Annotated in this window: 23 protein-coding genes and 1 pseudogene; 15 read left to right on the top strand and 9 right to left on the bottom strand. The window is 41.9% G+C overall.

Annotated features, from left to right (window positions below; translation table 11 throughout):
• From HMPREF2573_RS03620 to HMPREF2573_RS03610, 3 genes are all read right to left on the bottom strand, one after another.
• Positions 1-612 (bottom strand): HAD-IIB family hydrolase (locus tag HMPREF2573_RS03620; protein ID WP_255360629.1); only part of this gene is annotated, 612 nt, incomplete at its 3' end.
• Between the two features lie 28 nt (positions 613-640).
• Positions 641-835, bottom strand: coding sequence for an HAD hydrolase family protein (locus tag HMPREF2573_RS09715; RefSeq protein ID WP_003671642.1), 195 nt, complete (start codon positions 833-835; stop codon positions 641-643).
• Positions 825-1,451, bottom strand: a complete 627-nt coding sequence (locus HMPREF2573_RS03610) for a DedA family protein (protein WP_003657779.1) — start codon at positions 1,449-1,451, stop codon at positions 825-827. Before HMPREF2573_RS03610 ends, HMPREF2573_RS09715 begins: the two co-directional genes overlap by 11 nt.
• Before the next feature lie 366 nt (positions 1,452-1,817).
• Between HMPREF2573_RS03610 and HMPREF2573_RS03605 the strand changes: the two genes are divergently transcribed.
• The 4 genes from HMPREF2573_RS03605 to HMPREF2573_RS03590 all read left to right on the top strand — a co-directional run bounded on the left by HMPREF2573_RS03605 (position 1,818) and on the right by HMPREF2573_RS03590 (position 6,220).
• Positions 1,818-2,540: a cell division protein FtsQ/DivIB gene (locus tag HMPREF2573_RS03605; protein WP_226889819.1), complete on the top strand. Its 723-nt coding sequence runs from the start codon at positions 1,818-1,820 to the stop codon at positions 2,538-2,540.
• A gap of 68 nt (positions 2,541-2,608) precedes the next feature.
• A complete protein-coding gene (ftsA, locus tag HMPREF2573_RS03600) occupies positions 2,609-3,907 on the top strand; it encodes a cell division protein FtsA (RefSeq protein ID WP_003663595.1) in 1,299 nt (432 codons plus the stop codon).
• 201 nt (positions 3,908-4,108) lie between these two features.
• A complete protein-coding gene (gene ftsZ, locus HMPREF2573_RS03595; RefSeq protein ID WP_003657782.1) occupies positions 4,109-5,230 on the top strand; it encodes a cell division protein FtsZ in 1,122 nt (373 codons plus the stop codon).
• A gap of 45 nt (positions 5,231-5,275) precedes the next feature.
• Complete coding sequence (locus HMPREF2573_RS03590; protein WP_003663593.1) at positions 5,276-6,220, top strand: PHP domain-containing protein; 945 nt, start codon at positions 5,276-5,278, stop codon at positions 6,218-6,220.
• Positions 6,221-6,249: 29 nt separating this feature from the next.
• Here the strand turns inward: HMPREF2573_RS03590 and HMPREF2573_RS03585 are convergent, their stop codons facing one another.
• Together HMPREF2573_RS03585 and recA are read right to left on the bottom strand one after the other, a co-directional pair.
• Complete coding sequence (locus HMPREF2573_RS03585; RefSeq protein ID WP_003663592.1) at positions 6,250-7,146, bottom strand: regulatory protein RecX; 897 nt, start codon at positions 7,144-7,146, stop codon at positions 6,250-6,252.
• A gap of 45 nt (positions 7,147-7,191) precedes the next feature.
• Positions 7,192-8,241 carry a recombinase RecA gene (gene recA, locus HMPREF2573_RS03580; protein ID WP_003658848.1) on the bottom strand — a complete coding sequence of 350 codons (1,050 nt, stop codon included), beginning with the start codon at positions 8,239-8,241 and terminating at the stop codon, positions 7,192-7,194.
• 855 nt (positions 8,242-9,096) lie between these two features.
• Here recA and HMPREF2573_RS03570 point away from each other — a divergent pair.
• The 5 genes from HMPREF2573_RS03570 to HMPREF2573_RS03550 all read left to right on the top strand — a co-directional run bounded on the left by HMPREF2573_RS03570 (position 9,097) and on the right by HMPREF2573_RS03550 (position 13,901).
• Positions 9,097-10,515, top strand: a complete 1,419-nt coding sequence (locus HMPREF2573_RS03570) for an FAD-binding oxidoreductase (protein WP_003658852.1) — start codon at positions 9,097-9,099, stop codon at positions 10,513-10,515.
• Positions 10,499-11,041, top strand: a complete 543-nt coding sequence (locus HMPREF2573_RS03565; RefSeq protein WP_003657790.1) for a pilus assembly FimT family protein — start codon at positions 10,499-10,501, stop codon at positions 11,039-11,041. Before HMPREF2573_RS03570 ends, HMPREF2573_RS03565 begins: the two co-directional genes overlap by 17 nt.
• Positions 11,042-11,122: 81 nt before the next feature.
• The gene (locus HMPREF2573_RS03560; RefSeq protein WP_003657791.1) at positions 11,123-12,172 is read left to right on the top strand and encodes a 5'-nucleotidase; all 1,050 of its coding nucleotides are present in this window, start codon (positions 11,123-11,125) and stop codon (positions 12,170-12,172) included.
• A 111-nt stretch (positions 12,173-12,283) separates the two neighbouring features.
• Positions 12,284-13,123 carry a TatD family hydrolase gene (locus tag HMPREF2573_RS03555; protein ID WP_070472580.1) on the top strand — a complete coding sequence of 280 codons (840 nt, stop codon included), beginning with the start codon at positions 12,284-12,286 and terminating at the stop codon, positions 13,121-13,123.
• Positions 13,116-13,901, top strand: a complete 786-nt coding sequence (locus HMPREF2573_RS03550) for a tRNA threonylcarbamoyladenosine dehydratase (protein ID WP_003658855.1) — start codon at positions 13,116-13,118, stop codon at positions 13,899-13,901. Before HMPREF2573_RS03555 ends, HMPREF2573_RS03550 begins: the two co-directional genes overlap by 8 nt.
• 216 nt (positions 13,902-14,117) lie before the next feature.
• On the opposite strand, the gene dapD is transcribed toward HMPREF2573_RS03550, so the two are convergent.
• From dapD to lipA, 3 genes are all read right to left on the bottom strand, one after another.
• Positions 14,118-14,939 (bottom strand): 2,3,4,5-tetrahydropyridine-2,6-dicarboxylate N-succinyltransferase, encoded by an 822-nt coding sequence (gene dapD, locus HMPREF2573_RS03545; protein WP_003671975.1) that lies wholly within the window; start codon positions 14,937-14,939, stop codon positions 14,118-14,120.
• A gap of 148 nt (positions 14,940-15,087) precedes the next feature.
• A complete protein-coding gene (locus HMPREF2573_RS03540) occupies positions 15,088-16,026 on the bottom strand; it encodes an alpha/beta fold hydrolase (protein WP_003662036.1) in 939 nt (312 codons plus the stop codon).
• A gap of 159 nt (positions 16,027-16,185) precedes the next feature.
• Positions 16,186-17,250, bottom strand: a complete 1,065-nt coding sequence (lipA, locus tag HMPREF2573_RS03535) for a lipoyl synthase (RefSeq protein ID WP_070472577.1) — start codon at positions 17,248-17,250, stop codon at positions 16,186-16,188.
• A 531-nt stretch (positions 17,251-17,781) separates the two neighbouring features.
• Here lipA and hemH point away from each other — a divergent pair.
• From hemH to HMPREF2573_RS03515, 4 genes are all read left to right on the top strand, one after another.
• The gene (hemH, locus tag HMPREF2573_RS03530) at positions 17,782-18,747 is read left to right on the top strand and encodes a ferrochelatase (RefSeq protein ID WP_003672865.1); all 966 of its coding nucleotides are present in this window, start codon (positions 17,782-17,784) and stop codon (positions 18,745-18,747) included.
• Positions 18,748-18,805: 58 nt separating this feature from the next.
• Entirely contained in the window at positions 18,806-19,006 is a 201-nt protein-coding gene (locus HMPREF2573_RS03525) for a hypothetical protein (protein ID WP_003671647.1), read from the top strand.
• A gap of 474 nt (positions 19,007-19,480) precedes the next feature.
• Positions 19,481-19,786: a hypothetical protein gene (locus HMPREF2573_RS09555; protein ID WP_065248957.1), complete on the top strand. Its 306-nt coding sequence runs from the start codon at positions 19,481-19,483 to the stop codon at positions 19,784-19,786.
• 2 nt (positions 19,787-19,788) lie between these two features.
• Positions 19,789-20,589 carry an AOC03_06830 family ribosome hibernation factor gene (locus tag HMPREF2573_RS03515; protein WP_070472574.1) on the top strand — a complete coding sequence of 267 codons (801 nt, stop codon included), beginning with the start codon at positions 19,789-19,791 and terminating at the stop codon, positions 20,587-20,589.
• 178 nt (positions 20,590-20,767) lie between these two features.
• Here the strand turns inward: HMPREF2573_RS03515 and HMPREF2573_RS03510 are convergent, their stop codons facing one another.
• Positions 20,768-22,993, bottom strand: coding sequence for an NADP-dependent isocitrate dehydrogenase (locus tag HMPREF2573_RS03510; RefSeq protein WP_070472571.1), 2,226 nt, complete (start codon positions 22,991-22,993; stop codon positions 20,768-20,770).
• A 385-nt stretch (positions 22,994-23,378) separates the two neighbouring features.
• Between HMPREF2573_RS03510 and tsaD the strand changes: the two genes are divergently transcribed.
• A complete protein-coding gene (tsaD, locus tag HMPREF2573_RS03505; protein ID WP_003657801.1) occupies positions 23,379-24,425 on the top strand; it encodes a tRNA (adenosine(37)-N6)-threonylcarbamoyltransferase complex transferase subunit TsaD in 1,047 nt (348 codons plus the stop codon).
• A 352-nt stretch (positions 24,426-24,777) separates the two neighbouring features.
• Positions 24,778-25,821: pseudogene (locus tag HMPREF2573_RS09550) on the top strand (cell surface protein); the annotation flags it as partial.

The raw sequence follows: 25,821 nt of genomic DNA, 5'->3' as shown, positions 1-25,821 counted from the left end.
AGAAGCAAAGGGGGGTTTTGTTTGGGGGTTGATTAAGTCCAGTTTAGCGCTTTTAAAATTTTTTTCAATGCCATCTTGATCATGGCGTGGGCAAATAATATGAGCATGTTGTTTTAAAATGGGATGTGCGTTACCCATAGCGATGGCTGTTCCCACCAACTTAAACATTTCCATATCATTTAAGTCATCTCCAAAAGCTACCGCCCCTGATTTGGAGATATTTAGCTGATTTAATAGTCTTGCTATTGAGCGTGCTTTTGAACTTTGATAATCCAATACATCTACAGCGTACCGATGCCAACGAGTTGTTTTAATGTCAGGTGGTAGAATGATTTTCTCGGCTTCATGATCTTCATAAAATGCTAAGATTTGATAAATGGGTTGATAAAAATCAAAAGTTTCTTTATTAGCTGGTTGTGGTGTGATGTCCAATGCACCTAAAGCAGTTTTCAAATTGTGATTCTGATTGAAACAAAAGATTTCAGCCCTTGTCATAAATGCAGTGGCAATGTTATGATGCTCAAATACTTCTAATATCTTTTTAACTTGCTGATATTGCAATGGAAAATCGAATAATTTTTTACCAGCGAATTCATTGTATTGACCATTCATGGTTAATAGGTAGTCAATACCAACCTCATCAATCAGCTTGCGTACTTCGATGGGTATAATCCCAAGTGTGACCTGTGGCAATTGCAAGCAGTACACCTTGATTTTTTAGAGCGAGTAAAGCAGGTTTGACACTCTGCGGGATGCGTTGTTCGTCTTTGATATATAAAGTATCATCAATATCAAGGAAAATAATTTTAGGTAAAGAATAAGACTTACTTAGCATGAGTACCCCAAAATTTTTTGATGCGTTTATAACTGACGAATAAAATAATAAGCCCAGCACCTATGATGATATAATGGCTGATGGTACTGACATAGTTGGCTACTTTATGGTAGTTAGCTCCTAATACAAAGCCTGCGTATGCCAAAATCGCACTCCAAATTAAGGAACCCAATCCAGTTAATATCAAAAAAGGCAATAAGGGCATGTGTGCCATACCTGCTGGAATGGATATCAGTGAGCGTATCGCAGGGATCATTCGTCCAAAAAATATGACAGATTTACCGTGCCGATCGAACCATTTTTGGGCATTGCTTACATCATTGGCGGTAATCAAAAAATACTTACCATAGCGATTTGTCAAATGTATCAAACGCGCTTTGTCTAGCTTTGTACCGATATAATATAAAGGTAGGGCACCAATGATTGAGCCAATTGTGCCAGCAATGATGACGGCAAATAAATTCATCTGACCTGTGGCTGCAGCAAATCCAGCAGCGGGCATAATAAGCTCTGATGGGATGGGTGGAAATATATTTTCTAAAAACATCATTAAACTGACACCAACCAAATCTAGCTTGTCCATGATGACCAAAACCCACTCACTCACTTGTTCCATAGTACTCGTTCACAAATATTAAAATATTTAAATTTTAACATTTTTTCCATGATGATGTTGTTGGGTTGTGCAATAAAGGGTTGCTTGATTTGTGTGTATTCTTTGCTTATTTGCTTTTTTGTAAAAAATTGTAACTATATGTAATATCATGAGATTTTTAGGATATTTTTGAATTTATTACTTTCACTTATCGATAAAATGCGTTAACATACGCTAATTTATCTCAATATGACTCTATCAACGATCGTATATATTCAAAAGCATTATTGCCACCAAAAATCTGATCGTCATAATTGTCTATAAGGCATTAATAGAATATTCAAAAATTCATTGATGATAAAAATTTAATAATCAATGGCGTAATTTGTGACTAAAATCTCTATGAAGACAATGACTGTAAAGCCATGGCATTCTGCATTGATGATAATTGTATTGATTGCAATTTTTGGGTTGTTGACCAACTACTTATTAAATAATGAAACAGTTAAACCCATTGTTATAGAACCAAATCAGCTAACCAAATCGCAGTTTGGTGCACTGCAGCAGGCTATTGAACCGATTGGTAAAGTACAATTTTTTGGGGCAGATTTGGTAAAAATCCACCAAACTATCAGCCAGCTGACTTGGGTGGAATCTGCTAATGTGCGGCGTGATTGGAATAATGGCGTGGTTGTTTCGGTCATTGCACGCAAACCTATTGCTAACTTTGGTAGTGATAGATTGCTTGATGCCGATGGCGTCGTGTATGAGCCTGCCGAAAGCAGTCAGCTGATGAATCCTAATTTGGTTAATTTGCATGGGCAAGATACCGAATCTCAGCAGATCATGCAAAAGCTTAAGCGGATCAATACTTGGTATGCGCCTTTAGATGTTCAGGTTCAGGATTTGATTTTGACACCTCGTCAAACTTGGATTATACGATTTAATAATGGCATGCGTATCATGGTTGATCATGAAGATGCAGAGCAAAAATTGTACAATTTAGCCATACAGTTGCAAAGTGCTTTGGCAAATGATTTTGGACGCATTGACTCTGTGGATCTTAGATATAAGAATGGTTTTGCAATCGCTTGGCGTAACCAAGCTTAATATTTTATTGATAAATTGATGCTCATTGACCAATTTGGGCATTTTTTGAAGTGGTTTAAGGAAATCGTGTGACTCTTCAAGCGGTAATACATATTAGCTCTACGGCTGTCTGTACAGTGGTTGGGTATTTTGAAACCAAAGGTTTGGAAAAACACCTTAGGGTTTCGGCTGTCGGCTTGGCGCACACAGATGCTTTTTTTGGTGGTCGCGTTGATCATCGTGAATATCTTTTATCGGCAATTCATAAATCTGTTCGTGAGGCCAGCGATATGGCGGGTTTACAAATCATTTCACCCGTCTTGTGCATGGCATCTGCCATGATGAATATGCAGAATATGAGTAATGAGGTTAATATCGATACAGCTGATCGTATGGTAACCCCAGAGCATATTCGTCAAGCAACTCAAGCGATGTCTGATCAAATCATAAGCCAAGACCGTGCACCGTTTCAGATGAATCGCCAATTGATTTTTTTAGAAGATTATCATGTCCAAGATGCCAAAGGGTTGATGACGGATAAAATTTGTGTGGCAAGTCATGTAATTGATATGCCAACCAATCAGTTAAAACAGATGATCAGCTTGGTTGAACAAGATGATTTGCAGGTTGCATCATGTCTGTTTGATGGGATTGCTGGTGCTGAATACGCCTTATCTGAGGATGAAAAACAAGCGGGGGTTTGTTTTATTGATATTGGTGCGGGCATGACTAAGGTGTGTATCTATAAAGATGGTATTTTGATTTATAGCCATTGCTTGGATATGGGCGGTGTGACCGTGGATATGGACATTGCCAAAGAGTGCGGTATTTTACTTGCAGACGCGGACAGCTTTAAGAGACAAGAAGGAACATTGAATCGTCATAAATATTCGTCAGGTGCTGTGGTGACCTATAAACGACATACCAAACACGAAAAAACCATGCTCAGACGAGAGCTAAATCAGGTCATAGAGGCACGCTATCGCAAGCTATTTGATAAAGTCATTGATGAAATTGATGCATCTTTATTGGTTAGTTTGGATGCTGGAATTATCTTGGCAGGCGGTGGTTCGTCTATGGATGGATTACTTGATTTTACAAGAAACCATATCGGCATGAAAGTACGGCTAATTACGAATAATCCAAGGGTGAAATTGGATCCTGAGCGTCTATCTGACGATAATATTAAGCTACTTAATAAGCACCTGTGCGATAATACGCTACATACTGCGATCGGTGCACTTTTATTTATGGGTAGTGCTCAATATGCTCGTGATCAGCAGACCCAAGAAGCTGATGAACTGGATGATTCTTGGATGACTGAGCGTGTGAGTATGATCAGCCAGCTTTTTGGACAATTTACTGCGTGGATTAAGCGAGTTTTTTAAAGTTTTAGACCGATATGATCAATCAATTGATTGCAATATTGGTCTAAATTTAACACAAAAACCTCTAGGCTTTTTCTAGGTTTTTTTAGTGAAATTTACTAATACCAGCTTGCACAGCTTGCCAAAAGTACTGATTGTGCGTACAATGGTGCTATACTTTTATTGAAAACAATTTTTTGGAGTTAGGTTATGAAATACGGAATGGCTGATGAATTTCAACCAGAAACCAATGGTCAAGCACGAATCATTGTCTTTGGTGTTGGCGGCGGTGGCGGTAATGCTGTTGAGCATATGGTTCGCCAAAATGTTTTGGGCATTACTTTTGTTTGTGCCAATACTGACTTACAAGCACTAAATAAATTATCAGCACCAAATAAAATCCAAATCGGTGCGGACGCAACTCGCGGCTTGGGTGCTGGCGCTAACCCTGAAGTTGGTCGTAATGCCGCTGAGAGCAATGAAGATGAAATCCGTGCCATGCTCGAGGGTTATAATATGGCATTCATCACCGCAGGTATGGGCGGTGGTACAGGTACAGGTGCAGCCCCTGTGGTTGCTCGCATTGCAAAAGAAATGGGCATTTTGACGGTTGCAGTTGTCACAACACCGTTTAGTTTTGAGGGCAAACGCCGAGCTGCTGCTGCTCGTAACGGCATTGATGCTTTGACCCAACATGTAGACTCAATCATTACCATTCCTAATGATAAGCTGACTCAAGCATATCGCAATTTGACGATGGTAGATGCTTTTAAAAAGGCGGATGATGTTTTATTACATGCGGTAAATGGTTTGACTGAAACCATCGTAAACCCAGGTATGATTAACATCGACTTTGAGGATGTGCGTACTGCAATGAGTGCCAAAGGTCATGCGATGATGGGTATCGGCCGTGCTAGCGGTACTAATCGTGCCTCTGAAGCGATGGAAAAAGCCATTCGCTCTCCTTTACTTGATGATCTCAATCTAAGAAATGCCCAAGGCTTGATTATTAATATCATCGGTTCTGGTGTGAGTATGGATGAGGTGATGTCTATCGTTGCCATTGGTGAGGGCATGATGGATGAAGATGCACATGTATTTTATGGTTTGGTAGAAGATCCTGATATGGAAGATGAGATTCATGTGACGGTCGTTGCGACAGGTCTGACGGTTAATGAGCGGGCAGTACCAGTCAAATTATCAGGAAATAAGCAAGAAACATTAAGAACGCATACAAGTGCATTGGCAGAAGAAAATCAGCAAGCCTCCATTCCACGCCAAGGTGTACCAAAGCCGATCAGTGTTGGTACTTTTTTGCAAAGAGAGCAACAAAAAAATAGTTGATTTATGATAGAACCAAAGTCCTGCCCATATGGCGGGGCTTTTTTAATGTTAATGATGCCAGTTGATGATGAATTGGGAATTTGGATTATGAAAAAAATAGACCTGCACATGCACAGTACTTGCTCTGATGGTACTAATACACCAACAGAATTGATTAAAAAAGTCGCTTTGGCAGGCATTCAGATGGCGGCATTAACCGATCATGATACAATCAAAGGATTGGATGAAGCCAAACAGACTGCTAAAATGGTCGGCGTGGAGCTGATTCGAGGGGTAGAAGTCAGTTGCACCCATACCTTATCTGGGGGCTATGGTAAGCATCAAGAAATTGATAAAATTATCCATGTTGTTGCACTGAATTTTTCGGATACACTCAAGATGAATGAAGCACTGCAATCACTACAAGACAGCCGACATCTGCGTGGACGACAAATGACCCAAAAACTTGCCAGTTTATTGATGAATCATCCTGATGAAGAGCCTGTACTTTTTGAGCATTTGTGGCAAAAGGTGCTAATCAAAGCAGATGGTAATGCTCGTGCTGTTGGGCGTGCACACATTGGTCAAGTTTTGTATGAATTGGGCTATGTGTCTAGTGTGCAGGCTGCCTTTGATAAATATTTAGCAGACAATAAACCAGCTTATGTACCCATACAGACCATCAGCATGGCAGATGCGATTGCACTTATTCATGAGTGTGGCGGCTTGGCTGTGCTTGCTCATCCAACACGGTATAAACTATCTGCAACACGCACGCAAAGGCTCATCAGTGATTTTGCTCAATATGGTGGCGATGGCTGTGAATTGCCAAATCATGAGCCATTAAGTTGTATTGAGATGGTTGGCCGTACAATTGCTAAACATGGTTTGGCAATATCACTTGGTAGCGATTTTCATGGCGACACGATGCCATGGCGAAAGCTTGGCTCAACGGCAGTGAAGAGCGATAACCAAATAGGCATCTGGGAGCGGTTTGGTGAAATATACTGATAGATTATGATGACCATCTATTATAGGCTTTAAGCTTCTTGAAAATCCGCTAAAGATAATTTCAGTGCCTCAAGGCAAACCCAAAACTCAAAACCTCGATACTGCAAGAATCTCAGCTGCTTGGCTTTATCCTTGGGTGTTGTTGGGATAGTATCTCCATATTTGCGTGTACGCACCTCAACAGCCAGCTTAAGCCAATTGACCGTCTCTGATTCATCACAAGTAAGAATAGTGCCATCGGTCAATGAGTCTGCTCCAGCTTGCTGGATCAGTTGGTCAATGCTATCAACACTCTCAGGCAAGTTGACTTTGGCAGACTTTAAAACTTGTAGAATGTGGTTTTTTCCACGACCTTTTCGGATACTTTCACGAACGAGCATCATAGCAAAGCGTTCATCTGATTGATAGCCTTTGTGAGCAAATTCTTGTAACAAATCCTCCACCGCTTGAGGTTCGCAGCCTTTGGCAAGCAGTTTTTTTTGTAATTCATGCTGTGACATTTCTCGCCGTGATAAATAATAAAACGCAAGCCAGCGTAAATAATTGGTTGCCTTGTCAGTTTGTATTAATGGTTCAATGGCAACATCACTAAGGCTGTCAGCAAGTTTTTTAGGCATGGCAATAGAATCTTGACCGCCTTGAGCATGTTTTAATAATTCGCCAATTTGGGATTTGGATAAAGATTTGGGTTTTTGGTTTTTTAGGGCTTTTGGTGGTTGTGTTTTATCTGTGGGCGTATGACTGATTGGGGCTGTGTCATGACTTGATGCGGTCACTAAAGATTTTGGTTGGCTTGGTTTTTTTAAGGTATTATTTTTTGGCAAACGGTTAAGCTTTGGCGGCTTGGTTGTGGTGAGTTGATAAAAATTGGTTTCATCAAGTACCTGGATTTGATGATTATCAGCAGAAACAGGCGATTCGCCCATTTCTGCTAGAACTTCGGATAAGGTCTTGATTGTCATGATGAGTGATTAGAAATTATCATCTTCTAAATGCTCTTCAGGCTCATCTGATTCTACGATGGGTGTGACTGTGGCTAATTTACTCTCACGAACTTTGGCTTCGATTTCGCTGGCAATGGCAGGATTTTCTTGCAGATATTTGACCGTATTGGCTTTACCTTGACCAATTTTACCATCACCATAACTGTACCAAGCACCTGACTTACCAACAGCACCAATATCAACACCCAAATCGATCACCTCGCCTAGGCGGTTAATGCCCTCACCGTACATAATTTGAAATTCGGTTTGGCGAAATGGCGGTGCCATCTTATTTTTGATGACTTTGACGCGTGTTTCTGAACCAATAATCTCATCGCCATCTTTGACAGAGCCAATGCGTCGAATATCAAGACGCACAGAGGCATAGAATTTTAGGGCATTACCACCTGTGGTCGTTTCTGGACTGCCAAACATGACGCCAATTTTCATACGGATTTGGTTAATAAAAATCACCATGCAATTTGAACGCTTGGCGTTGCCAGTAATTTTACGCAGTGCTTGGCTCATCAAGCGTGCTTGCAGACCCATGTGGCTGTCGCCCATTTCACCTTCAATTTCAGCTTTTGGAGTCAAAGCAGCCACCGAGTCTACGACAATCAGATCAATGGCACCTGAGCGTACGAGCATATCGGCAATCTCAAGTGCCTGTTCGCCATTGTCAGGCTGCGAGACAAGCAAATCATCAATATTGACGCCAAGCTTTTTGGCATAAATCGGATCAAGTGCATGTTCAGCATCAATAAAGGCACAAGTACCGCCTTGCTTTTGGCACTCGGCAATGGTTTGTAAGGTCAGTGTGGTTTTACCAGAGCTTTCAGGCCCAAAAATCTCAATAATTCGACCTTTTGGCAAGCCACCGATACCCAATGCAATATCAAGCCCAAGCGAACCTGTTGAGACCACATCCACATCAAGCTTGGCTGTTTCATCACCCAAATGCATGATGGTATTTTTACCAAACTGTTTTTCAATTTGAGCCAAGGCGGCTTTGAGTGCTTTTTCTTTATTTTCGTCCATAGATATTCCTAGAATTAATATGATTGCCCTGTTGCAATTTCGCTGAAAAAATTACGCTGACAAGCTTGACAATCATGTTACTAAATTTATCGCTAATTATAGCATAACTGCCTTTTTTATGGTGGTTTATCCTAAAAATATTTTGTGTGTCAGTTGTGTCATTTTAAATGAATTGTTTAACAATCATGGTTGTGAGCTTGGGGGTTTATTTTAATTAAACTTTCGATAAAAAAGCGACCGCAAAAATATTTTTTATCCAAAATTTGACCTGATAAAAAACCATCTGCCATCTTATCCATGAAATATGTCAAATCATTGTGAAACATCAAAGCCAGCACATCAATACAAACAATGTGCCTGATTTTTGTGATTGTGATTTTATCTATCATATCATGTGTATAAGCCATTGATTGATATTATAAAAATATCTAAAATTGGCATTGTTCAAATTTTAATCAATTCCTATAAAGGCATTGTAAATACATGCTTATCGCTGCGATCTATCAAGTATTTTTGAAAGTTATCCACAGCTTTTGTGGAAAAGTTTTTTGGGTTTATGAAGGTCAGATTTGGCAGACTTGGAAAATTTTTGGGGATTTGATAAACAACTTATCGTCATATTTATTAAGAAAATTTTTAGAATATTGTTTGACAAGTCGATAAGTTTCACAAGTTTTTATCAGTATTATTGGGCTGATTTTAAGGGATTAATGTGGTTCAATTTTATCCATTCAACCAAAAATTGAACCAAATGAACTGGCCTTATAAAATTAAAAATGTGGTACAATGATTGTAAATTTTTGATAACAATTAAGAGCATTTGATAAGACACGCTTGCAACATGGGATGGACTCGATGACGCAGATAAGATTTTCAGAAGCAATAAGCAAACTTCAATCACGATTTGGTGATCAGCTTTCAACCAATATGACCACCCGTGAGCAGCACGCACATACGACGACTTGGCTGCTTAATCAGCCTGCTGATGCGGTCTTGACTGCCAAGCATAAGTACGATGTGGCAGATGCGATCAAGATTTGTTATGAACACCATATGCCTGTTATCGCATTTGGTATCGGCTCATCATTGGAGGGTCAGCTAAATGCACCGTATGGCGGACTTTGTATTGATATGTCGCAGATGGATGAAATTGTTGCGATTAATGAAGAGGATCTGACGGCGACCGTACAAGCAGGCATGACCAGAGAAGTACTCAATGACTATTTGCGTGCAACAGGGTTATTCTTTCCGCTTGACCCTGGAGCGAATGCAACCATTGGTGGTATGGTCGCTACTCGAGCATCAGGCACAAATGCTGTTCGCTATGGGACAATGAAAGAGGTGGTTTTATCGCTGGAGGTGGTATTACCAACGGGTGAAATCATCAAAACAGGCACACGAGCCAAAAAGTCATCGGCTGGTTATGATTTGACGCGTTTGATTGTTGGTTCTGAAGGGACGCTTGGCATTGTCACAGAGGTGACGGTTAAGCTATTTGGGCAACCTGAAGTGATTGGGAGTGGTACTTGTCATTTTCCAAGCATTGATACGGCTTGTCAGGCGACCATTGCCACCATTCAGATGTGTTTGCCAATTGCTCGTATTGAGCTGCTTGACCCGATTCAGATTCGTGCATGTAATCAGTATTCAGGCTTATCATTGCCCGAAAAAGCCACCTTATTTGTAGAATTTCATGGTACTAAGCAGAGCGTGGCAGAGCAGGCGACTTTATTTGAGCAAATCATCGAAGACTTTGGCGGCAGTGATTTTGAGTGGGGCAGTGATGAAGCAGTACGCAAAAAACTGTGGAGTGCTCGCCATCATGCGTATTATGCTGCCTGTGCGCTTAGACCGACGGCGCGTGGACTGTCAACCGATGCATGTGTGCCAATTTCTCGACTGGCAGAATGTGTGACACAAACCCAAGCCGATATCCAAAAGTCAGGTATGCTTGCACCAATTGTCGGTCATGTGGGTGATGGTAATTTTCATGTGCTACTGCTTGTTGATACAAACAATGATGAAGAGCGACAAAAGGCTGAAGAAATCCTTGAGCGTTTGGCGGTGCGTGCAATTGAAATGGGCGGTACTTGCACAGGTGAGCACGGGATCGGACAAGGCAAGCGTAAATATATGCAAAAAGAACATGGTGCTGCCATCGGTGTCATGCAGGCGATTAAGCAAGCCATTGACCCTCGAGGCATCATGAATCCTGGTAAGATTTGGTTTGACCTTGGCGATAATACTATATCCACTAATGAATCAAAGGCCTAACACTCAGCAAGGTTTCACACTGATTGAGACATTGGTTGTTCTTAGTATCTTGGTAATCATTGGCATGATTGCTATACCAGCCTATGACTCGCTCATGCGTCGTTATGAGTCTCAAATGGTGGGTCGGTATGTTCAAGAAGCACTCCGACGAGCCAAGATTGAGTCGGCTTTGCACCAAAAAGATGTCATCATTTGCCCAATTAACACCTTGGGTGTGTGCGATAGATTTGGGCAGTCTGGTTTGATGGTGTTTATTGACAAAAATAAAAACAATCGCAAAGATGACAGTGATGCTTTGGTGTTAAAAGAATCATTTGAGCTAAAATATGGCATGTTATCAATGACTGTGGCACTACATCGGCATTATATTAAGTTCATGGGCGATAATGCAAAGCCTCGTGGATACATGGGTAATGTGCGTTATTGTTCGCTTAATGGCGATGCTGCATTGAGTCACCAAACAACGATTAATATGCATGGTTTGAGTAGAATCGAAAATGGTGATGTTACCAAGCTCGGCTGCTAGCTTAAGACATACAATCATTCATCAACTCCCAAACAAAGCTGTGCTAAAATGGCAGAGAAATAGTAACCAAGAAGGCAATTTATGGCGGTCGATTTTTCAAATACCCTAATTGTCGCAATTTCGGCGACAGCTTTGTTTGATTTGGCAAAAAATGAAGCCAAGCTGGCTGAATTGGTTGCCAAAGATAAAGATACCGCCGCGCGTAAATTTCAAGCATACCAGCAGGTGCGTGAAAATGAGATCTTAGATAAAGGCTCAGGCTATCCTTTGATTGAAGCACTGCTCAATCTTAATAAACATCAGCCACCGATGGAATATCACATTGAGTCGCCCTACGTTGAGGTGGTGATTGTCTCCAAATCATCACCTGATATTGGCATTCAAGTGCTTAATTCGATTCGTGCCTATGGTCTCGGGATTACTCGCTCGGCATTTATTTCAGGTGATTTGGTTGCAGATTATATCAAGGATTTTAATGTTGATTTGTTTTTGACGACCAATCATAAAGACGCTCAGCAAGTTGTAGATGCCAAAATTTGTGCGTGTGCGGTACTTGATGCAACACCGATCAGTATTGATAAGCTCGACAGTCATCAGCTTCGCATTGCTTTTGATGGCGATGCAGTATTGTTTGATGATTCAGGCGAGCTGGTTTTTAAGCAAGAAGGTTTGTATGCTTTTCATGCACGAGAAACCGAAATGGCAGATTTGCCGATTGAAAAAGGGCCGTATGCTGATTTTTTGATCAAATTATCCAAATTACAAGCCAAATTACCCAACCAATCGACCGATGCGCCACACAATCCAATTCGCATCGCACTGGTAACAGCACGCAATGCACCTGCTGATATGCGTGCCATCAAAACCCTAAGGCAGTGGGGTGTCACGGTGGATATGGCATTTTTTTTGGGTGGTCTTGATAAGACCAATGTGCTAAAAACATTTGCACCGCATATCTTTTTTGATGATTCGATCAAGCATATTGATGCTGCACGCTCAGTTGTACCATCAGCACTTGTGCCTTATCATTCTGAATCTCAGCTAAATATTCTAGCACCTCAAGCAATCCCTGATATGGAAGATCGGGCATTTACTCCCATTAAACCCAAAAAACCCAAGACATCGTCATGACACAGTCATATCAACATCTTTTAATTAAGCTTGCCATCATCGCTACGATGACTATGTTACTACGACAAAGTACTAAGCCTACTACTAATAAGACAATTTTACCAAAATATTATGATAAATCTGATTGATACACATACGCATTTTGATATCCCAGAATACGATGATAAGCGCGTGCAATTTGCCCAAAACGCTGATAAAAATGGCGTACGGCATTTGCTATTAATTGGCTATTTGGCAAAATATTTTGAACGCATGGTTTTGGTCAATCAAGCCATTAATGCACTCAAACACGCACCAAGATCACATTTGGCTTTTGGACTGCATCCGTTGTATATCAATGAACAGCATGATGATGATTTGGGTATTTTAGAAGATTATCTTAATAATTATCCGACCATCGCTATGGGTGAAATTGGGTTGGATACTTATGCTAAGTCGCTAAAACAACCCGACATTTTTCAAAAACAAAAACGATTTTTTGTTGAGCAAATTCAGCTTGCCAAAGCGTATGACTTGCCCATTTTGCTACACATCCGTAAAAATCATGCCGATGTTTTAAAAATTTTGGCTGAGCAAAATTATCATGCTCATGACAGGGGTGGCATTGCCCATAGTTTTAGCGGCGGAGAACAAGAGGCATTGGCTTTTGTAAAACACGGATTTAAGCTTGGTATTACAGGTCAGATTACCAATCCAAATGCCAAAAAGTTGCGTCGGTCTGTGAAAGCGGTTTTTGATAAGTATGGTATTGAGGCGTTTGTGATTGAGACGGATTGTCCTGATATGATGCCGTTGCCTTACTCGCATTTGGGACAATTTAATGAACCTGCTCACTTGCATTGTGTGCTAGATGAGCTGTCTGAATTATTTAATTATGATAAACAATTATTAGCAAATCAGCTTTGGAAAAATAGCTGTGATGCACTGCGTATGGATTGGAGATATGACTGATACGATACAAATGGATTATGACCGCCGCTTTATGGGGGTAAGTACACTGTATGGGCAACAAAATCATGATAAATTTGCCAAAGCCATTGTTTATGTCATTGGTGTGGGCGGTGTGGGTTCGTGGGTGGCCGAGGGTTTGGCACGAACAGCCATCGGGCAAATTGTCTTGGTTGATATGGATGTCTTGGTCGAAAGTAATATCAATCGCCAATTGCCTGCACTAAGCCAAACACTGGGCGAAAATAAAATTGAAGTGATGGCAGAACGCCTGCGTGGCATTAACCCAAGGGTACAACTTGACTGTATTGATGAGTTTTTGACGGTCGATAATATCAAGACCATCTTACCCAATCGTGCTCGTGTGGCAGCATTAAAAGCTGAAGGCAGGGCGGTCATCGTGCTAGATTGTGTGGATGATATGTCTGCTAAGCTTGCCATTGCCTTACATTGTCGGTTTAATAAAATTAAATGCGTCATTGCAGGCGGTGCAGGTGCAAAAATTGACCCAACCAGAATTGGTGTGGCTGATTTAAGGGATACTACTCAAGATCCGCTATTGGCCAGATTACGCTCAAAATTGCGAGAAAAAGGCATCGGCACTAGCCATAAAGAAAAGTTTGGGTTACGCTGTGTATATTCTGATGAGCCACCAAAGCTAACCAATAACCTTTGCCAAACCCATCTAAATTGTGGGGGATTTGGCTCTGCTGTGGTAATCACTGCAACTGTGGGTATGCTGATGGTTGGTGAAGCACTAAAAATCATCAGTACTCACTAAACAATGCTAAAAAGATACTAAGTGTTATCATCAAAGCAGACGCTGATAATCAAATAAAATCAGCCAAGCGTTATTTTTAAGGTCAAATCCATGGCGTTGGCTGATATAGTATTGACCATAATCAGTCATAAATAATCAGCTATAATAAGTGTATCACGCCTAAGTTATGTTGGTTTTGATTAAAACCAACATAACAATCACTGGATAAAACCAAAGTTACTCGGTGCGTAATAAGTCATTTAGGCTGGTTTTGGCTCGTGTTTGGGCGTCCACCTTTTTGACGATGATGGCGGCGTATAGGCCATATTTTCCACATGGGCTTGGCAAATTGCCCGGCACCACAACCGAACCTGCTGGCACACGGCCATAAAAAATCTCGCCAGTTTCACGGTCATAAATGCGTGTGGATTGACCGATGTACACGCCCATGGAGATGACCGAACCTTCCTCAACGATGACCCCCTCAACAATCTCAGAGCGAGCACCGATAAAGCAGTTATCTTCGATGATGGTAGGGTTTGCTTGCAGTGGCTCTAACACACCGCCAATACCCACACCGCCTGATAGATGAACATTTTTGCCAATTTGGGCACATGAGCCAACGGTTGCCCAAGTGTCTACCATCGTCCCCTCATCCACATAAGCACCGATGTTGGTATAAGATGGCATGAGTATCACATCTTTGGCGATGAATGAACCTTTGCGAGCGACCGCAGGGGGAACGACACGCACGCCTGCATTTTTGAAATCTTCTTCTGTCCAGCCATTAAATTTGGTGTCCACTTTGTCATAAAAACCCAATTCACCTGCATTCATAGGTTTGTTGTCATTGATTTTAAAGGACAATAATACCGCTTTTTTGACCCATTGGTGAACAACCCACTCGCCATCAATTTTTTGGGCAACACGCAAAGAGCCATTATCCAACGCTTCAATCACCTCATCAACAGCCGCACGAATTTCTGGGCTGACGGTTTGGGCGGTGAAATTGGCACGGTCATCAAAAGCCGTTTCAATGATAGTTGCAAGTGTTGACATAATCACTCCTCAAAAATTCATCATAAATGGTTTGCTTATTTTAGCATATTTAAAGCACAAAAAACGCTTAAGCCGACATTTATGGGTTAAATTAGGGTATGGGTTAAATTAGGGGTTAAAATCAGTCATAAAAATACATGATGACCGACTAAACTCTTAGATGACGCTCAATCCAAGCTAAGATGTCCACAAAGACTTTTTGTGCTTGTTTTTCATGCAGTGGCTCATGACGCATATTAGGATAAAGTTGAACACTGACCGAGCAGTTGGCATGTATCAGTTTTTCTTGTAGTGTTTGAATGTCTTGACCCATATTGCCTACGGGGTCATTATTGCCACTGATTAATAAAATTGGGTAATTGCTTGGCATATTGGTATACCAATCAGGACGCATGGCACGCTGCATCAAAGCAAATAAAGTCATCCAGCCATTATTGGTAAAGGCAAATCCTGTCAGCGGATCTGTTTCAAAGGCTCTGACGGCATCAATATTTTCACTAAGCCAAGCAAATGGTGAGGCACTGATGGGCGAGCGAAGCTGGGAGAGTAAAACATGATTCATCAGATGAGCAGCCTTTTGGTTCACCTGTTTGGCAAACAGCTGATTTAATAGCCCAAAGCTCACCAAACTCATGCGATTGAGCAGTCCAAAACTGTCTGCTGTCCCCATGAGTATCACGCCATCAAAGCGTGTACTGTGATGGGTCAGTACCGTTCGCACAATGAATGACCCCATCGAATGCCCCATGATATAATGGGGGACTGGGCGGGAGGTGAGCGTGCGTGCCTTGTCTTTTAATTTATCCGCCATGATGATGACATCTTTACACAGGGTTTGGACGGGGTGTTTTTCGTCAAAAAAACCAAGCTCGTATTTGTCCTTGACCGTCTGCCCATGCCCAAGCTGGTCATAAGTTGCCACAAGTACACCATTATCCGCCAAAAACCTTGCAAAATCAGCATAACGACCGCCATGCTCACTCATGCCATGCACGATAAGCAAAGTGGCTTTTATTTCACCTTGTGGCACAAAAAACGCATGATGCAGGCGGTGGATTTGGTTGGATGATAGGATAATTTGGGTCATGGTGATGTTGGCTAATACTAAATTGGTGATTGATGAGTTTTTGGCTTTTGACTTATTTTGACTTATAACATGATTTGTTTGACAAAAATTGTAAAAAAGCTGCCATCTCATCTTTAAAGCATGGATAAAAATTGGCATTAAACCCCAATTTTATGACAATCAAAAACACCCAACTTTTTCGCCACGCTCTGCCTTTGCCAATTTCTCTTCGGCAAGGACTTTTGAGCTACGCACAGGCGGCGGGCAATCTTCACCATAATACTGACGGTCGGCAAAGTAGCTTGAACGCACCATCGGATTTGCCCAAATGTTAAAAAAGCCCAGCTTTTTGCCATATTCGGTATAACGGGCGAACTCATCAGGATGTACATATCTGTCCACAGGAGCGTGGTTTTTACTGGGGGCAAGGTATTGCCCAATGGTGATGATGTCCACATCATGGGCTTTTAGGTCGTCAAGCAAGGCATAAACCTCATCTTCGGTCTCGCCAAGCCCAACCATAAATCCACATTTGGTGGCGACATCAGGTCGGCGTGCTTTGTATTGTTTTAATAAGCTCAAAGAATGCTCATAGTCTGAGCCGGGGCGAAATGCCTTATAAAGGCGTGGCACGGTCTCAATATTATGATTAAAAACATCAGGGGCGGTTTGGGTTAATAAATCCAGTGCAACCTGTTCACGCCCACGAAAGTCAGGCACCAAAATCTCAATCAAGCAATTTGGACTAAGGGCTTTTGATTCGTTAATGACATCCACAAAATGCCCAGCACCGCCATCTTTTAAATCGTCTCTGTCCACGCTTGTGATGACGGCATATTTTAGCCCAAGCCCGAGTATCGTCTCGGCGGTGTGTTTTGGCTCATCTTTGTCCAGTGGGTTTGGGCGTCCGTGTGCCACTTCACAAAATGGGCAACGGCGTGTACAAATATCCCCCATAATCATAAAAGTGGCGGTACCGTCCCCAAAACACTGGGGCAGATTGGGGCAGGCAGCTTCTTCGCAGACGGTGTAGAGTTTTTGCTTACGCAGTGTGCCTTTGATGCGTTCCACCTCGGCAGGACTGGATAATTTAACACGAATCCAGTCGGGCTTTTTGGGGGTCTCAACAGTGGGAATGACCTTGATGGGAATGCGAGCGACTTTGTCATAGCCACGCAATTTTTCGCCTTGTACGGCTTTTTTGGGGGTAGGGTTTGGGCTTGGGGTATAGGTTTGGACGGTCATGGTTTGCCTAATGATTAATGATATCTATTGTTATGGTTCGGTTGTTGGTGCGTATTTGGTGCTTTTATTGACCCAATTTTGATATCTATTTTGGGGATAATACTTGTATGATATGCCTATTATACGCCAAATTCAGGTACTTGTTAAGCGTAAAGTTAAATCGCACCCAGGCTCGTTAATGAGTCTGGTTGACCATAAATTCAAGCAGAACCATTTTAAAACAGTATTTTAAAAAGATATCTTAAATAAATATGCCAAAACAGGTATTTCAACCAATATTTTAAACATCTGTGATATATTCATTCAATCACGGTTTTTAAAATGTATCAAGATTTTTTGTGTTAAAGGTGATAAAATCAAGCGGTATGATGACTTAAATTAGTATGTTTAATTATCCTAGAATGTTTAATTATCAGATGTAATTATCAGAGTTTTCATTGGGCGGTTTTGATTGAGTGATTAAATGCTCAAAACACTCAAAACGCTTGCTTTGAAGACTTATCCTTGATTGATGAATGGTATCTTTGATTTATGAAAAAAACCGCCATTATTTTAGTGAATCTGGGCACACCAGACGCCCCAACGCCCAAATCGGTACGCCGCTATTTAAAAGAATTTTTAAGCGACACTCGTGTGATTGAAATCCCCAAATTAATCTGGCAGGTGATTTTAACTGGTTTTGTGCTAACCACCAGACCTAAGCGTGTGGCACATGCTTATGCCAGCATTTGGATGGATGATGGCTCACCGTTATTGGTCATACTCAAAAATCAAGCCAAAGATTTGCAGGATTTATTAAGCCAGCAAGGCATAAAAACCCCTGTTTATCCTGCAACCACTTATGGCAATCCTTCGATTAAATCGGTGATAGAGGATTTACTGGCCGACGGGGTATCATCTTTGATTGTATTGCCACTGTTTCCGCAATATTCTGCCACATCAACCGCCGCCGCCTTTGATAAGATTGCCAAACTGTTATTGCACAAAAGACAGCTGCCTGAGCTTCATTTCATCACAGAATATCACAATCACCCGACATATATTGAGGCATTGGCACAGTCTGTTGAGCGTTATTGGGCGGTGCATGGGCGTGCCGATAAGCTTTTGATGAGCTTTCATGGCATTCCTAAGCCATATGCCGATAAGGGCGATCCGTACCCTGAACAATGCCGTACAACCGCCGTTCTTTTGGCAGATCGCTTGGGGCTGTCTATCAATGAGTGGGCGATGAGTTTTCAGTCTCGTTTTGGTGCCCAAGAGTGGCTAAAACCTTATACCGATGAGCTGCTTGGTGAATGGGGAGCGGCCAGACTTTCGGTACAAGTCATCAGCCCAGCATTTTCAGCCGATTGCCTTGAGACACTTGAGGAGCTTGCGGTTGAAAATAAAGGCAATTTTTTGCAAGCAGGTGGGCGGACGTATGACTATATTCCAGCCCTAAACACCGATGAGCTGCATATCCAAATGATGGCGGAACTTGTCAAACAATATATATAAAGTATCTTATATATCAAGCATCTATCATACTAGGCTAAAGATTGGATTGGAGTATAAAATGAGCAAAAATAAAACCCCCGATTATGTATTGCGTGCAAACGCAAATTATCGAAAAAAGCACACAACAACTAAATCATTGCAACTTCATAATGAAAAAGATGCTGACATCATTCAAGCGTTGCAGAATGAAACAAAATCTTTTAACGCTTTTATTAAAGACATACTGCGTAATCATTATAATATTAATAAAAATCAATAACTTATAAAATTTTTGGATATTTTCATAATATAATGCTTGATTATGCCCTACAGTTAGGGCTTATTAAAAACATAAGCAAGGGTATTGGGCAATTGCAACAAACCAAAAAGGGTTTCAAAATATCTAATCAAATCTTAATATAAACAAGCGGTAGGTTCTACCGTGTTAGTCTATGGAGTTGATGTAAGTCCAAGTTTAAATGAATAAGGTAAACAACATTGAAGTAGAAATTAAACGCTAAATTTGCCTTTGGGTAGGTTTAGATAGGTTTTAAGGAACAGGATTAGATAACATAAAATAACGCACCGATGGTAAAAATCTCACAAAACCAAGCAGGCTTGACTTTGAATTGATTTTAAAAAGTTATTATACTAAAAATTATCTGATATTAAGATAGTTTATGGATATATTTACTTTAATTTGTTTAGTTTAATTTGTTTAATCTAAGCTTTTATCAAATAGAAGAACATCATAATGAAAGCAACACTAAAACAGCTCAAACAAACCCAAGCCAATTCTGCGGTAAGTATTTTTGTCAAAACGCACCGCACTCACCCTGAAAATGAACAAGATGCCATTGCTCTAAAAAATCAGCTCAAAGTTGCCGAAGACCGTATTACCGAAGAGCATGATAAACGCACCGCTGACGCCATCTTGGTGAATATTACCGCTCAGACAGATGAGCTTGACCACAACGATAATCTAGTACGCTGGCAATTTTTGCAACTGAGTCAGAAGCGACCATACTTCGTCTGCCTTTTGATGCCAAAGAGCGTGTAATTTTGGGGAATAAGTTCGCTACTCGTGATTTGATGCGTGATTTGTCAGAGGCGGTGAATTATTATGTGCTGGTTGTTACCAGCGAAAACGCTCGCCTATTGGTTGGCACGAACGGCACTTTGATTAAAGAAGTGGTGGGCGACAGTCCACGCCAAGAAGTCCATGATGAGTTGGCATTCCCCATCAAAAATACCACATTACCAACAGGCAGTAAATCAGACCGTACAGGCTCATCAGATGACCACAGCTATCTCAAAGAGTTTATGAATCGTGTGGATAAAAGCTTACAGCGTATCTACAACGCATCGCCACTGCCTGTCATTTTGGTGGGTGATTCACGCACTTTGGGATTTTATGAGCAAGTGTGCGATAATTCATCAATCATTTTGGGTAAGGTTGATAACCTGCCACATCTTAAAGATGGCAATGCCCAAGAGATCATCGATGGCGTTCAAAAGCTGGTTGAAAATCAGCGTAAAACTCGTTACGAAACTGCCCAAGGTGAACTTGAAAAAGCTCGTAACGAAAAAATGGTTCGCACAGACCTACAACAAATCTATCGTTCTGCCGTTGAGGGTAATGCGGTTACCTTACTTGTTCGCCAAGGTTATGGCGTACCTGCCACCATCGATGAACAAAACGCAACTTTATTGGTTGCCGAAGATGCAACCGATGATGGCGTAAATGATGATGCCGTTGCCGAAATCATCGAATTGGTTGATCATAATGGCGGTGAGGTCGTCTTTGTACCTCGTGAGCAAATGAACGAAAAAGAGCCGATTGCTTTGATGACTCGTTATTAATCGATGACGGATTGGCTAAGTTGCTAAACTGCTTAAAAATCCCCATGTGATATGGGGATTTTTTAATGCCATCATAATCTATTGAATCTATTTAATCTATTTAATCTATGACTATTAATCTGATAAACCCAAAAAAAATATCCCAAAACTGGGATATTTTTTTGATGATGGCGAATGCTTAGTGAAGCTGTGCTAGGATTTGCTCAAGCGTTTGGCTTGGACGCATTGCCGCTGCAGTCTTGGCAAAATCAGGGGCATAATAGCCACCGATATCAACAGATTGCCCTTGAACTTGATTAAGCTCGGCGACGATGGTGTCTTCATTATCGCTTAGGGCTTTGGCGATGGGGGCAAATTTATCCGCCATGGCGGTATCGCTGTTTTGGGCTGCCAGCGCTTGTGACCAATACATGGCTAAATAAAAATGACTGCCACGATTGTCAAGCTCGCCGACTTTGCGTTTTGGTGATTTGTCATTGAGTAGCAGTTTTTCGGTTGCACGGTCAAGCGTTTCTGCTAGGACTTGTGCTTTGGCGTTGTTCGTGGTCTGTGCCAAATGCTCAAATGACACCGCCAACGCCAAAAATTCGCCCAAGCTGTCCCAACGCAAATGATTTTCTTCGTTAAACTGCTGTACATGCTTGGGTGCTGAGCCACCAGCACCCGTTTCAAACATACCGCCACCATTCATCAAAGGTACAATAGATAGCATCTTAGCAGAAGTACCAAGCTCTAGGATTGGGAATAGGTCGGTATTATAATCACGCAACACATTACCCGTTACCGAAATGGTGTCTAGACCTTGTTTCATACGCTCAAGACTTGCCAAGCACGCATCGGCAGGCGGTAGAATTTGGATATCTAAGCCATCGGTATCCAAATCGCCCAAATAGTGATGAACTTTTTTGATTAGCTCAGCATCGTGGGCACGGTTTTTATCCAGCCAAAAAATGGCAGGCGTGCCACTTAGGCGAGCACGATTCACCGCCAAGCTTACCCAATCTTTGACAGCGGCATCTTTGGTTTGGCAAGCACGCCAAATATCGCCTGCTTCTACGGTATGAGAGCTAAGCACCGTGCCATGATCATCAATCAGCTCAACGGTACCATCATGCTCAATCTCAAAAGTCTTATCATGCGAGCCATATTCTTCTGCCTTTTGTGCCATCAGCCCCACATTAGGGACACTGCCCATCGTGGTTGGGTCAAACGCACCATGCTCACGACAAAAATCGATCACCGCTTGATACACATGGGCGTAGCTGCTATCAGGAATGACGGCCTTGGTGTCTTTGGCGTTGCCATTTTTATCCCACATACGACCTGAATTACGAATCATCGCAGGCATCGACGCATCGACGATCACATCGCTTGGTACATGTAAGTTGGTGATGCCTTTATCGCTGTCTACCATGGCGATATCTGGATTGGTCGCATAGGCTTGTGCGATGGCATCTGTGACACCTGTGCGTGTATCAGCGTCTAATTTATCAAGATTTGCCAAAAGATGGCCAAAGCCGTTATTTACATTAATGCCAGCTTCTGCCAGCTTATCGCCATATTGCTCAAATACAGGGGCAAAGAACACACGCACCGCATGACCAAAGATGATGGGGTCAGACACTTTCATCATCGTAGCTTTCATGTGTAGGGAAAATAGCACATCTTTTTGTTTGGCGTCTTGGACTTGCTCTTTTAAAAAGCTTAGCAAGGCTTTTTTGCTCATCATGGTCGCATCGATGATCTCACCTGATTTTAGTGCCAGAGGCTTGCGAAGCTGGCTTTGGTTGCCTTGGGTGTCTGTAAATATAAAAGAAACTGTTGTGGCATCCGCCACAGTTTTGGATTGCTCGTTAGCAAAAAAATCACCGCCATTCATCGTTGCCACATGTGATTGGCTGTCTTTACTCCATTGCCCCATGCTGTGCGGATATTTTTTGGCGAAGTTTTTGACCGCTTTTGGGGCGCGTCTGTCAGAGTTGCCCTCACGCAAAACAGGATTGACCGCACTGCCTTTGATTTTATCGTAGCGTTTTTGAATGTCTTTTTCTTGGTCAGTTTGGGGGTTGGTTGGATAGTCTGGCAGCTGATAGCCTTTCGCCTGAAGCTCTTTGATGGCAGCCAGCAGCTGGGGCATGGATGCCGAAATATTGGGCAGTTTAATGATATTGGCCTTAGGCTGGGTGACCAGTTCGGCAAGTTGGGCTAGGGCATCAGGGGTTTGCTGCTCTTGGGTGAGATACTCTGGAAAAGCCGCCAAAATGCGACCTGCCAAAGAGATATCACTGGTCACAAAATCCACGCCAGCGGTTGCACCAAACGCACGAATGATGGGAAGTAGCGAATGCGTGGCAAGGGCTGGGGCTTCATCGGTATGGGTGTAGATAATGGTAGATTTATTCATACAAACTCCTTGAATGTCAACATAAGATTTGGTTACAATCGTCGGTATTATGCCATACTTTGCTTGTTTTGCCTACTTTACAAAAACAAAAGTACAAAAACAAAAGTGGCGTATTCATGATAAAAGATGATAAGATTATCAGATCATTTTAATAGTTTGGATAAAAATACGGTTGTGTATCAAGTTTGTTTGAATAATTCACTTAAATGATAAAAATCATATGATAACTACACTATGTTAATGATAATATGTCATGACAATAGTGTCATGACAATGCCCACAGCCGTGTTTTTTGTGGCGTCTGCCGATAGGTGCGATAGCCGATATGTGCTATAATAGTAAGTCATATAAATAGTCAGTAAATAATAATCATTGAGAATGCGTCATGAAAGTATTGGGATTGGAGACATCTTGTGATGAAACAGGGCTTGCCATCTATGATAGTACGATGAATGGCGGTCGTGGCGGCGTGCTGTCTCAGGTTTTATATAGCCAAATTAATCTACATGCCACCTATGGCGGTGTCGTGCCTGAGCTTGCCAGTCGAGACCACATTCGTAAGCTTGTGCCGTTATTTAATGAGATGTTGGATCAGGCAAATATCACCAAATCCGACATTGATGCGGTGGCGTATACCAAAGGGCCTGGGCTAATTGGGGCATTGATGACGGGGGCATTATTTGGGCGGACGCTGGCGTATGGGCTGGGCGTGCCAGCGGTTGGGGTGCATCATATGGAGGGGCATCTGTTAGCACCACTATTGGCCAGTGATGACCCCCCAAGCTTTCCGTTTGTGTGCCTGCTGGTGTCGGGCGGTCATACCATGCTGGTGCGTGCCGATGGTGTGGGCGTGTATCAGATATTGGGCGAGTCCATCGATGATGCGGTGGGCGAATGTTTTGATAAAACGGCAAAAATGCTCAAACTGCCCTATCCTGGTGGCCCAAATATCGAAAAATTAGCCAAAAACGGCAACCCACACGCCTATGAGCTGCCAAGACCGATGCAGCATAAAGGGCTGGATTTTTCGTTCAGTGGCATGAAAACCGCCATTCATAATCTCATCAAAGACACACCAAACGCCCAAAGCGACCCCGCCACACGAGCAGACATCGCCGCAAGCTTTGAGTATGCGGTGGTGGATACTTTGGTCAAAAAATGCACCAAGGCACTACAGATGACAGGCATTCGCCAGCTGGTGGTCGCAGGGGGCGTCTCTGCCAATCAGACACTACGCCGCACCCTGACCGAGACGCTCCGCCAAATCGATGCGTCGGTGTACTATGCCCCGACCGAGCTATGCACGGATAATGGTGCGATGATCGCCTATGCTGGCTTTTGTCGGCTAAGCCGTGGACAGTCGGATGACTTGGCGGTTCGCTGTATTCCCCGATGGGATATGACAACGCTTGGCGTATCGGCTCATAGATAGCCACATCAATCATACCAACCAAATCGTACAAACGGTTGATACATGCCAAAAATACCATATTGAAAGTAGGGTTTGGGTATTATTTATGTAACTTATATCTAATTTGGTGTTGATACTTTGATAAAGCCTTGCTATACTGTAACCTAAATGGATATGATAGAGATTTTTCCATTTATGCCAGTAAAAGAGATAGATAGATAGATAGATAGATAGATAGATAAAACTCTGTCTTTTATCTGTCCACTGATGCTTTCTGCCTGCTACCGATGATATCGTTTATCTGCTTTTTAGGCATCAGTTATTTCACCGTGATGACTGATGTGATGACTTAACCACCAAAAGAGAGTGCTAAATGAAAACCATGAAACTTCTCCCCCTAAAAATCGCTGTAACCAGTGCCCTGGTTGTTGGCTTGGGTGCGGCATCTACTGCGAATGCACAATTAGTGGAACGATTTTTTCCGAATATCTTTTTAGACAAACCTTTAGCTAAACAGCACTACCATAATGTGGTGGTCGGAGATACTTCTATAGTGTCTGATTTACAAAGCAATAGCGATCAATTGAAATTTTATTCTGATGATGAAGGATTAGTTCCTGATAGCCTATTATTTAATAAAATGCTTCATGAGCAGCTGCTTAATGGCTTTAAAGAAGGTGATACAATCATTCCTTTGGATGAGAATGGTAAACCTGTCTATAAAGTAGATTATAAATTGGATGGTAAGGAGCCAAGAAAAGTTTATTCTGTCACCACCAAAATCGCTACTGCAGAAGATGTTGCTACAAGTTCGTATGCAAACGGTATTCAAAAGGACATCGATGATCTTTATGATTTTGACCATCAGGTTACAGAACGCCTCACTCAACATGGTAAAACAATATACCGGAATGGTGAGAGAATTTTGGCAAATGAAGAATCTGTACAATACCTTAATAAAGAAGTACAAAATAATATTGAGCATATCTATGAGCTGGCACAACAGCAAGATCAGCATAGCTCTGATATCAAAACACTTGAAAGCAATGTCGAAAAAGGTTTGTTGGAGCTAAGCGGTCACCTCATTGATCAAAAAGCAGATCTTACAAAAGACATCAAAGCACTTGAAAGCAATGTCGAAGAAGGTTTGTTGGATCTAAGCGGTCGCCTGCTTGATCAAAAAGCAGATATCGCTAAAAACCAAGCTGACATTGCTCAAAACCAAACAGACATCCAAGATTTGGCCGCTTACAACGAGCTACAAGACCAGTATGCTCAAAAGCAAACCGAAGCGATTGACGCTCTAAATAAAGCAAGCTCTGAGAATACACAAAACATCGAAGATCTGGCCGCTTACAATGAGCTACAAGATGCCTATGCCAAACAGCAAACCGAAGCGATTGACGCTCTAAATAAA

Origin of the sequence: Moraxella sp. HMSC061H09 (genome assembly GCF_001809255.1) — a bacterium.
Lineage (GTDB): Bacteria > Pseudomonadota > Gammaproteobacteria > Pseudomonadales > Moraxellaceae > Moraxella > Moraxella catarrhalis.
This window is presented reverse-complemented; position numbering and strand designations above follow the sequence as displayed.

Bases quoted from the DNA above. Each gene is read 5' to 3' on its own strand.
- lipA (WP_070472577.1), bottom strand. From the start codon at position 17,250: ATGACCGTCCAAACCTATACCCCAAGCCCAAACCCTACCCCCAAAAAA.
- ftsZ (WP_003657782.1), top strand. From the start codon at position 4,109: ATGGCTGATGAATTTCAACCAGAAACCAATGGTCAAGCACGAATCATT.
- HMPREF2573_RS03560 (WP_003657791.1), top strand. From the start codon at position 11,123: ATGGCGGTCGATTTTTCAAATACCCTAATTGTCGCAATTTCGGCGACA.
- HMPREF2573_RS03525 (WP_003671647.1), top strand. From the start codon at position 18,806: ATGAGCAAAAATAAAACCCCCGATTATGTATTGCGTGCAAACGCAAAT.
- recA (WP_003658848.1), bottom strand. From the start codon at position 8,241: ATGGACGAAAATAAAGAAAAAGCACTCAAAGCCGCCTTGGCTCAAATT.
- HMPREF2573_RS03585 (WP_003663592.1), bottom strand. From the start codon at position 7,146: ATGGGCGAATCGCCTGTTTCTGCTGATAATCATCAAATCCAGGTACTT.
- tsaD (WP_003657801.1), top strand. From the start codon at position 23,379: ATGAAAGTATTGGGATTGGAGACATCTTGTGATGAAACAGGGCTTGCC.
- HMPREF2573_RS03610 (WP_003657779.1), bottom strand. From the start codon at position 1,451: ATGGAACAAGTGAGTGAGTGGGTTTTGGTCATCATGGACAAGCTAGAT.
- HMPREF2573_RS09555 (WP_065248957.1), top strand. From the start codon at position 19,481: ATGAAAGCAACACTAAAACAGCTCAAACAAACCCAAGCCAATTCTGCG.
- HMPREF2573_RS09715 (WP_003671642.1), bottom strand. From the start codon at position 835: ATGCTAAGTAAGTCTTATTCTTTACCTAAAATTATTTTCCTTGATATT.
- HMPREF2573_RS03570 (WP_003658852.1), top strand. From the start codon at position 9,097: ATGACGCAGATAAGATTTTCAGAAGCAATAAGCAAACTTCAATCACGA.
- HMPREF2573_RS03510 (WP_070472571.1), bottom strand. From the start codon at position 22,993: ATGAATAAATCTACCATTATCTACACCCATACCGATGAAGCCCCAGCC.
- HMPREF2573_RS03565 (WP_003657790.1), top strand. From the start codon at position 10,499: ATGAATCAAAGGCCTAACACTCAGCAAGGTTTCACACTGATTGAGACA.
- hemH (WP_003672865.1), top strand. From the start codon at position 17,782: ATGAAAAAAACCGCCATTATTTTAGTGAATCTGGGCACACCAGACGCC.
- HMPREF2573_RS03555 (WP_070472580.1), top strand. From the start codon at position 12,284: ATGATAAATCTGATTGATACACATACGCATTTTGATATCCCAGAATAC.
- HMPREF2573_RS03540 (WP_003662036.1), bottom strand. From the start codon at position 16,026: ATGACCCAAATTATCCTATCATCCAACCAAATCCACCGCCTGCATCAT.
- dapD (WP_003671975.1), bottom strand. From the start codon at position 14,939: ATGTCAACACTTGCAACTATCATTGAAACGGCTTTTGATGACCGTGCC.
- HMPREF2573_RS03590 (WP_003663593.1), top strand. From the start codon at position 5,276: ATGTTAATGATGCCAGTTGATGATGAATTGGGAATTTGGATTATGAAA.
- HMPREF2573_RS03550 (WP_003658855.1), top strand. From the start codon at position 13,116: ATGACTGATACGATACAAATGGATTATGACCGCCGCTTTATGGGGGTA.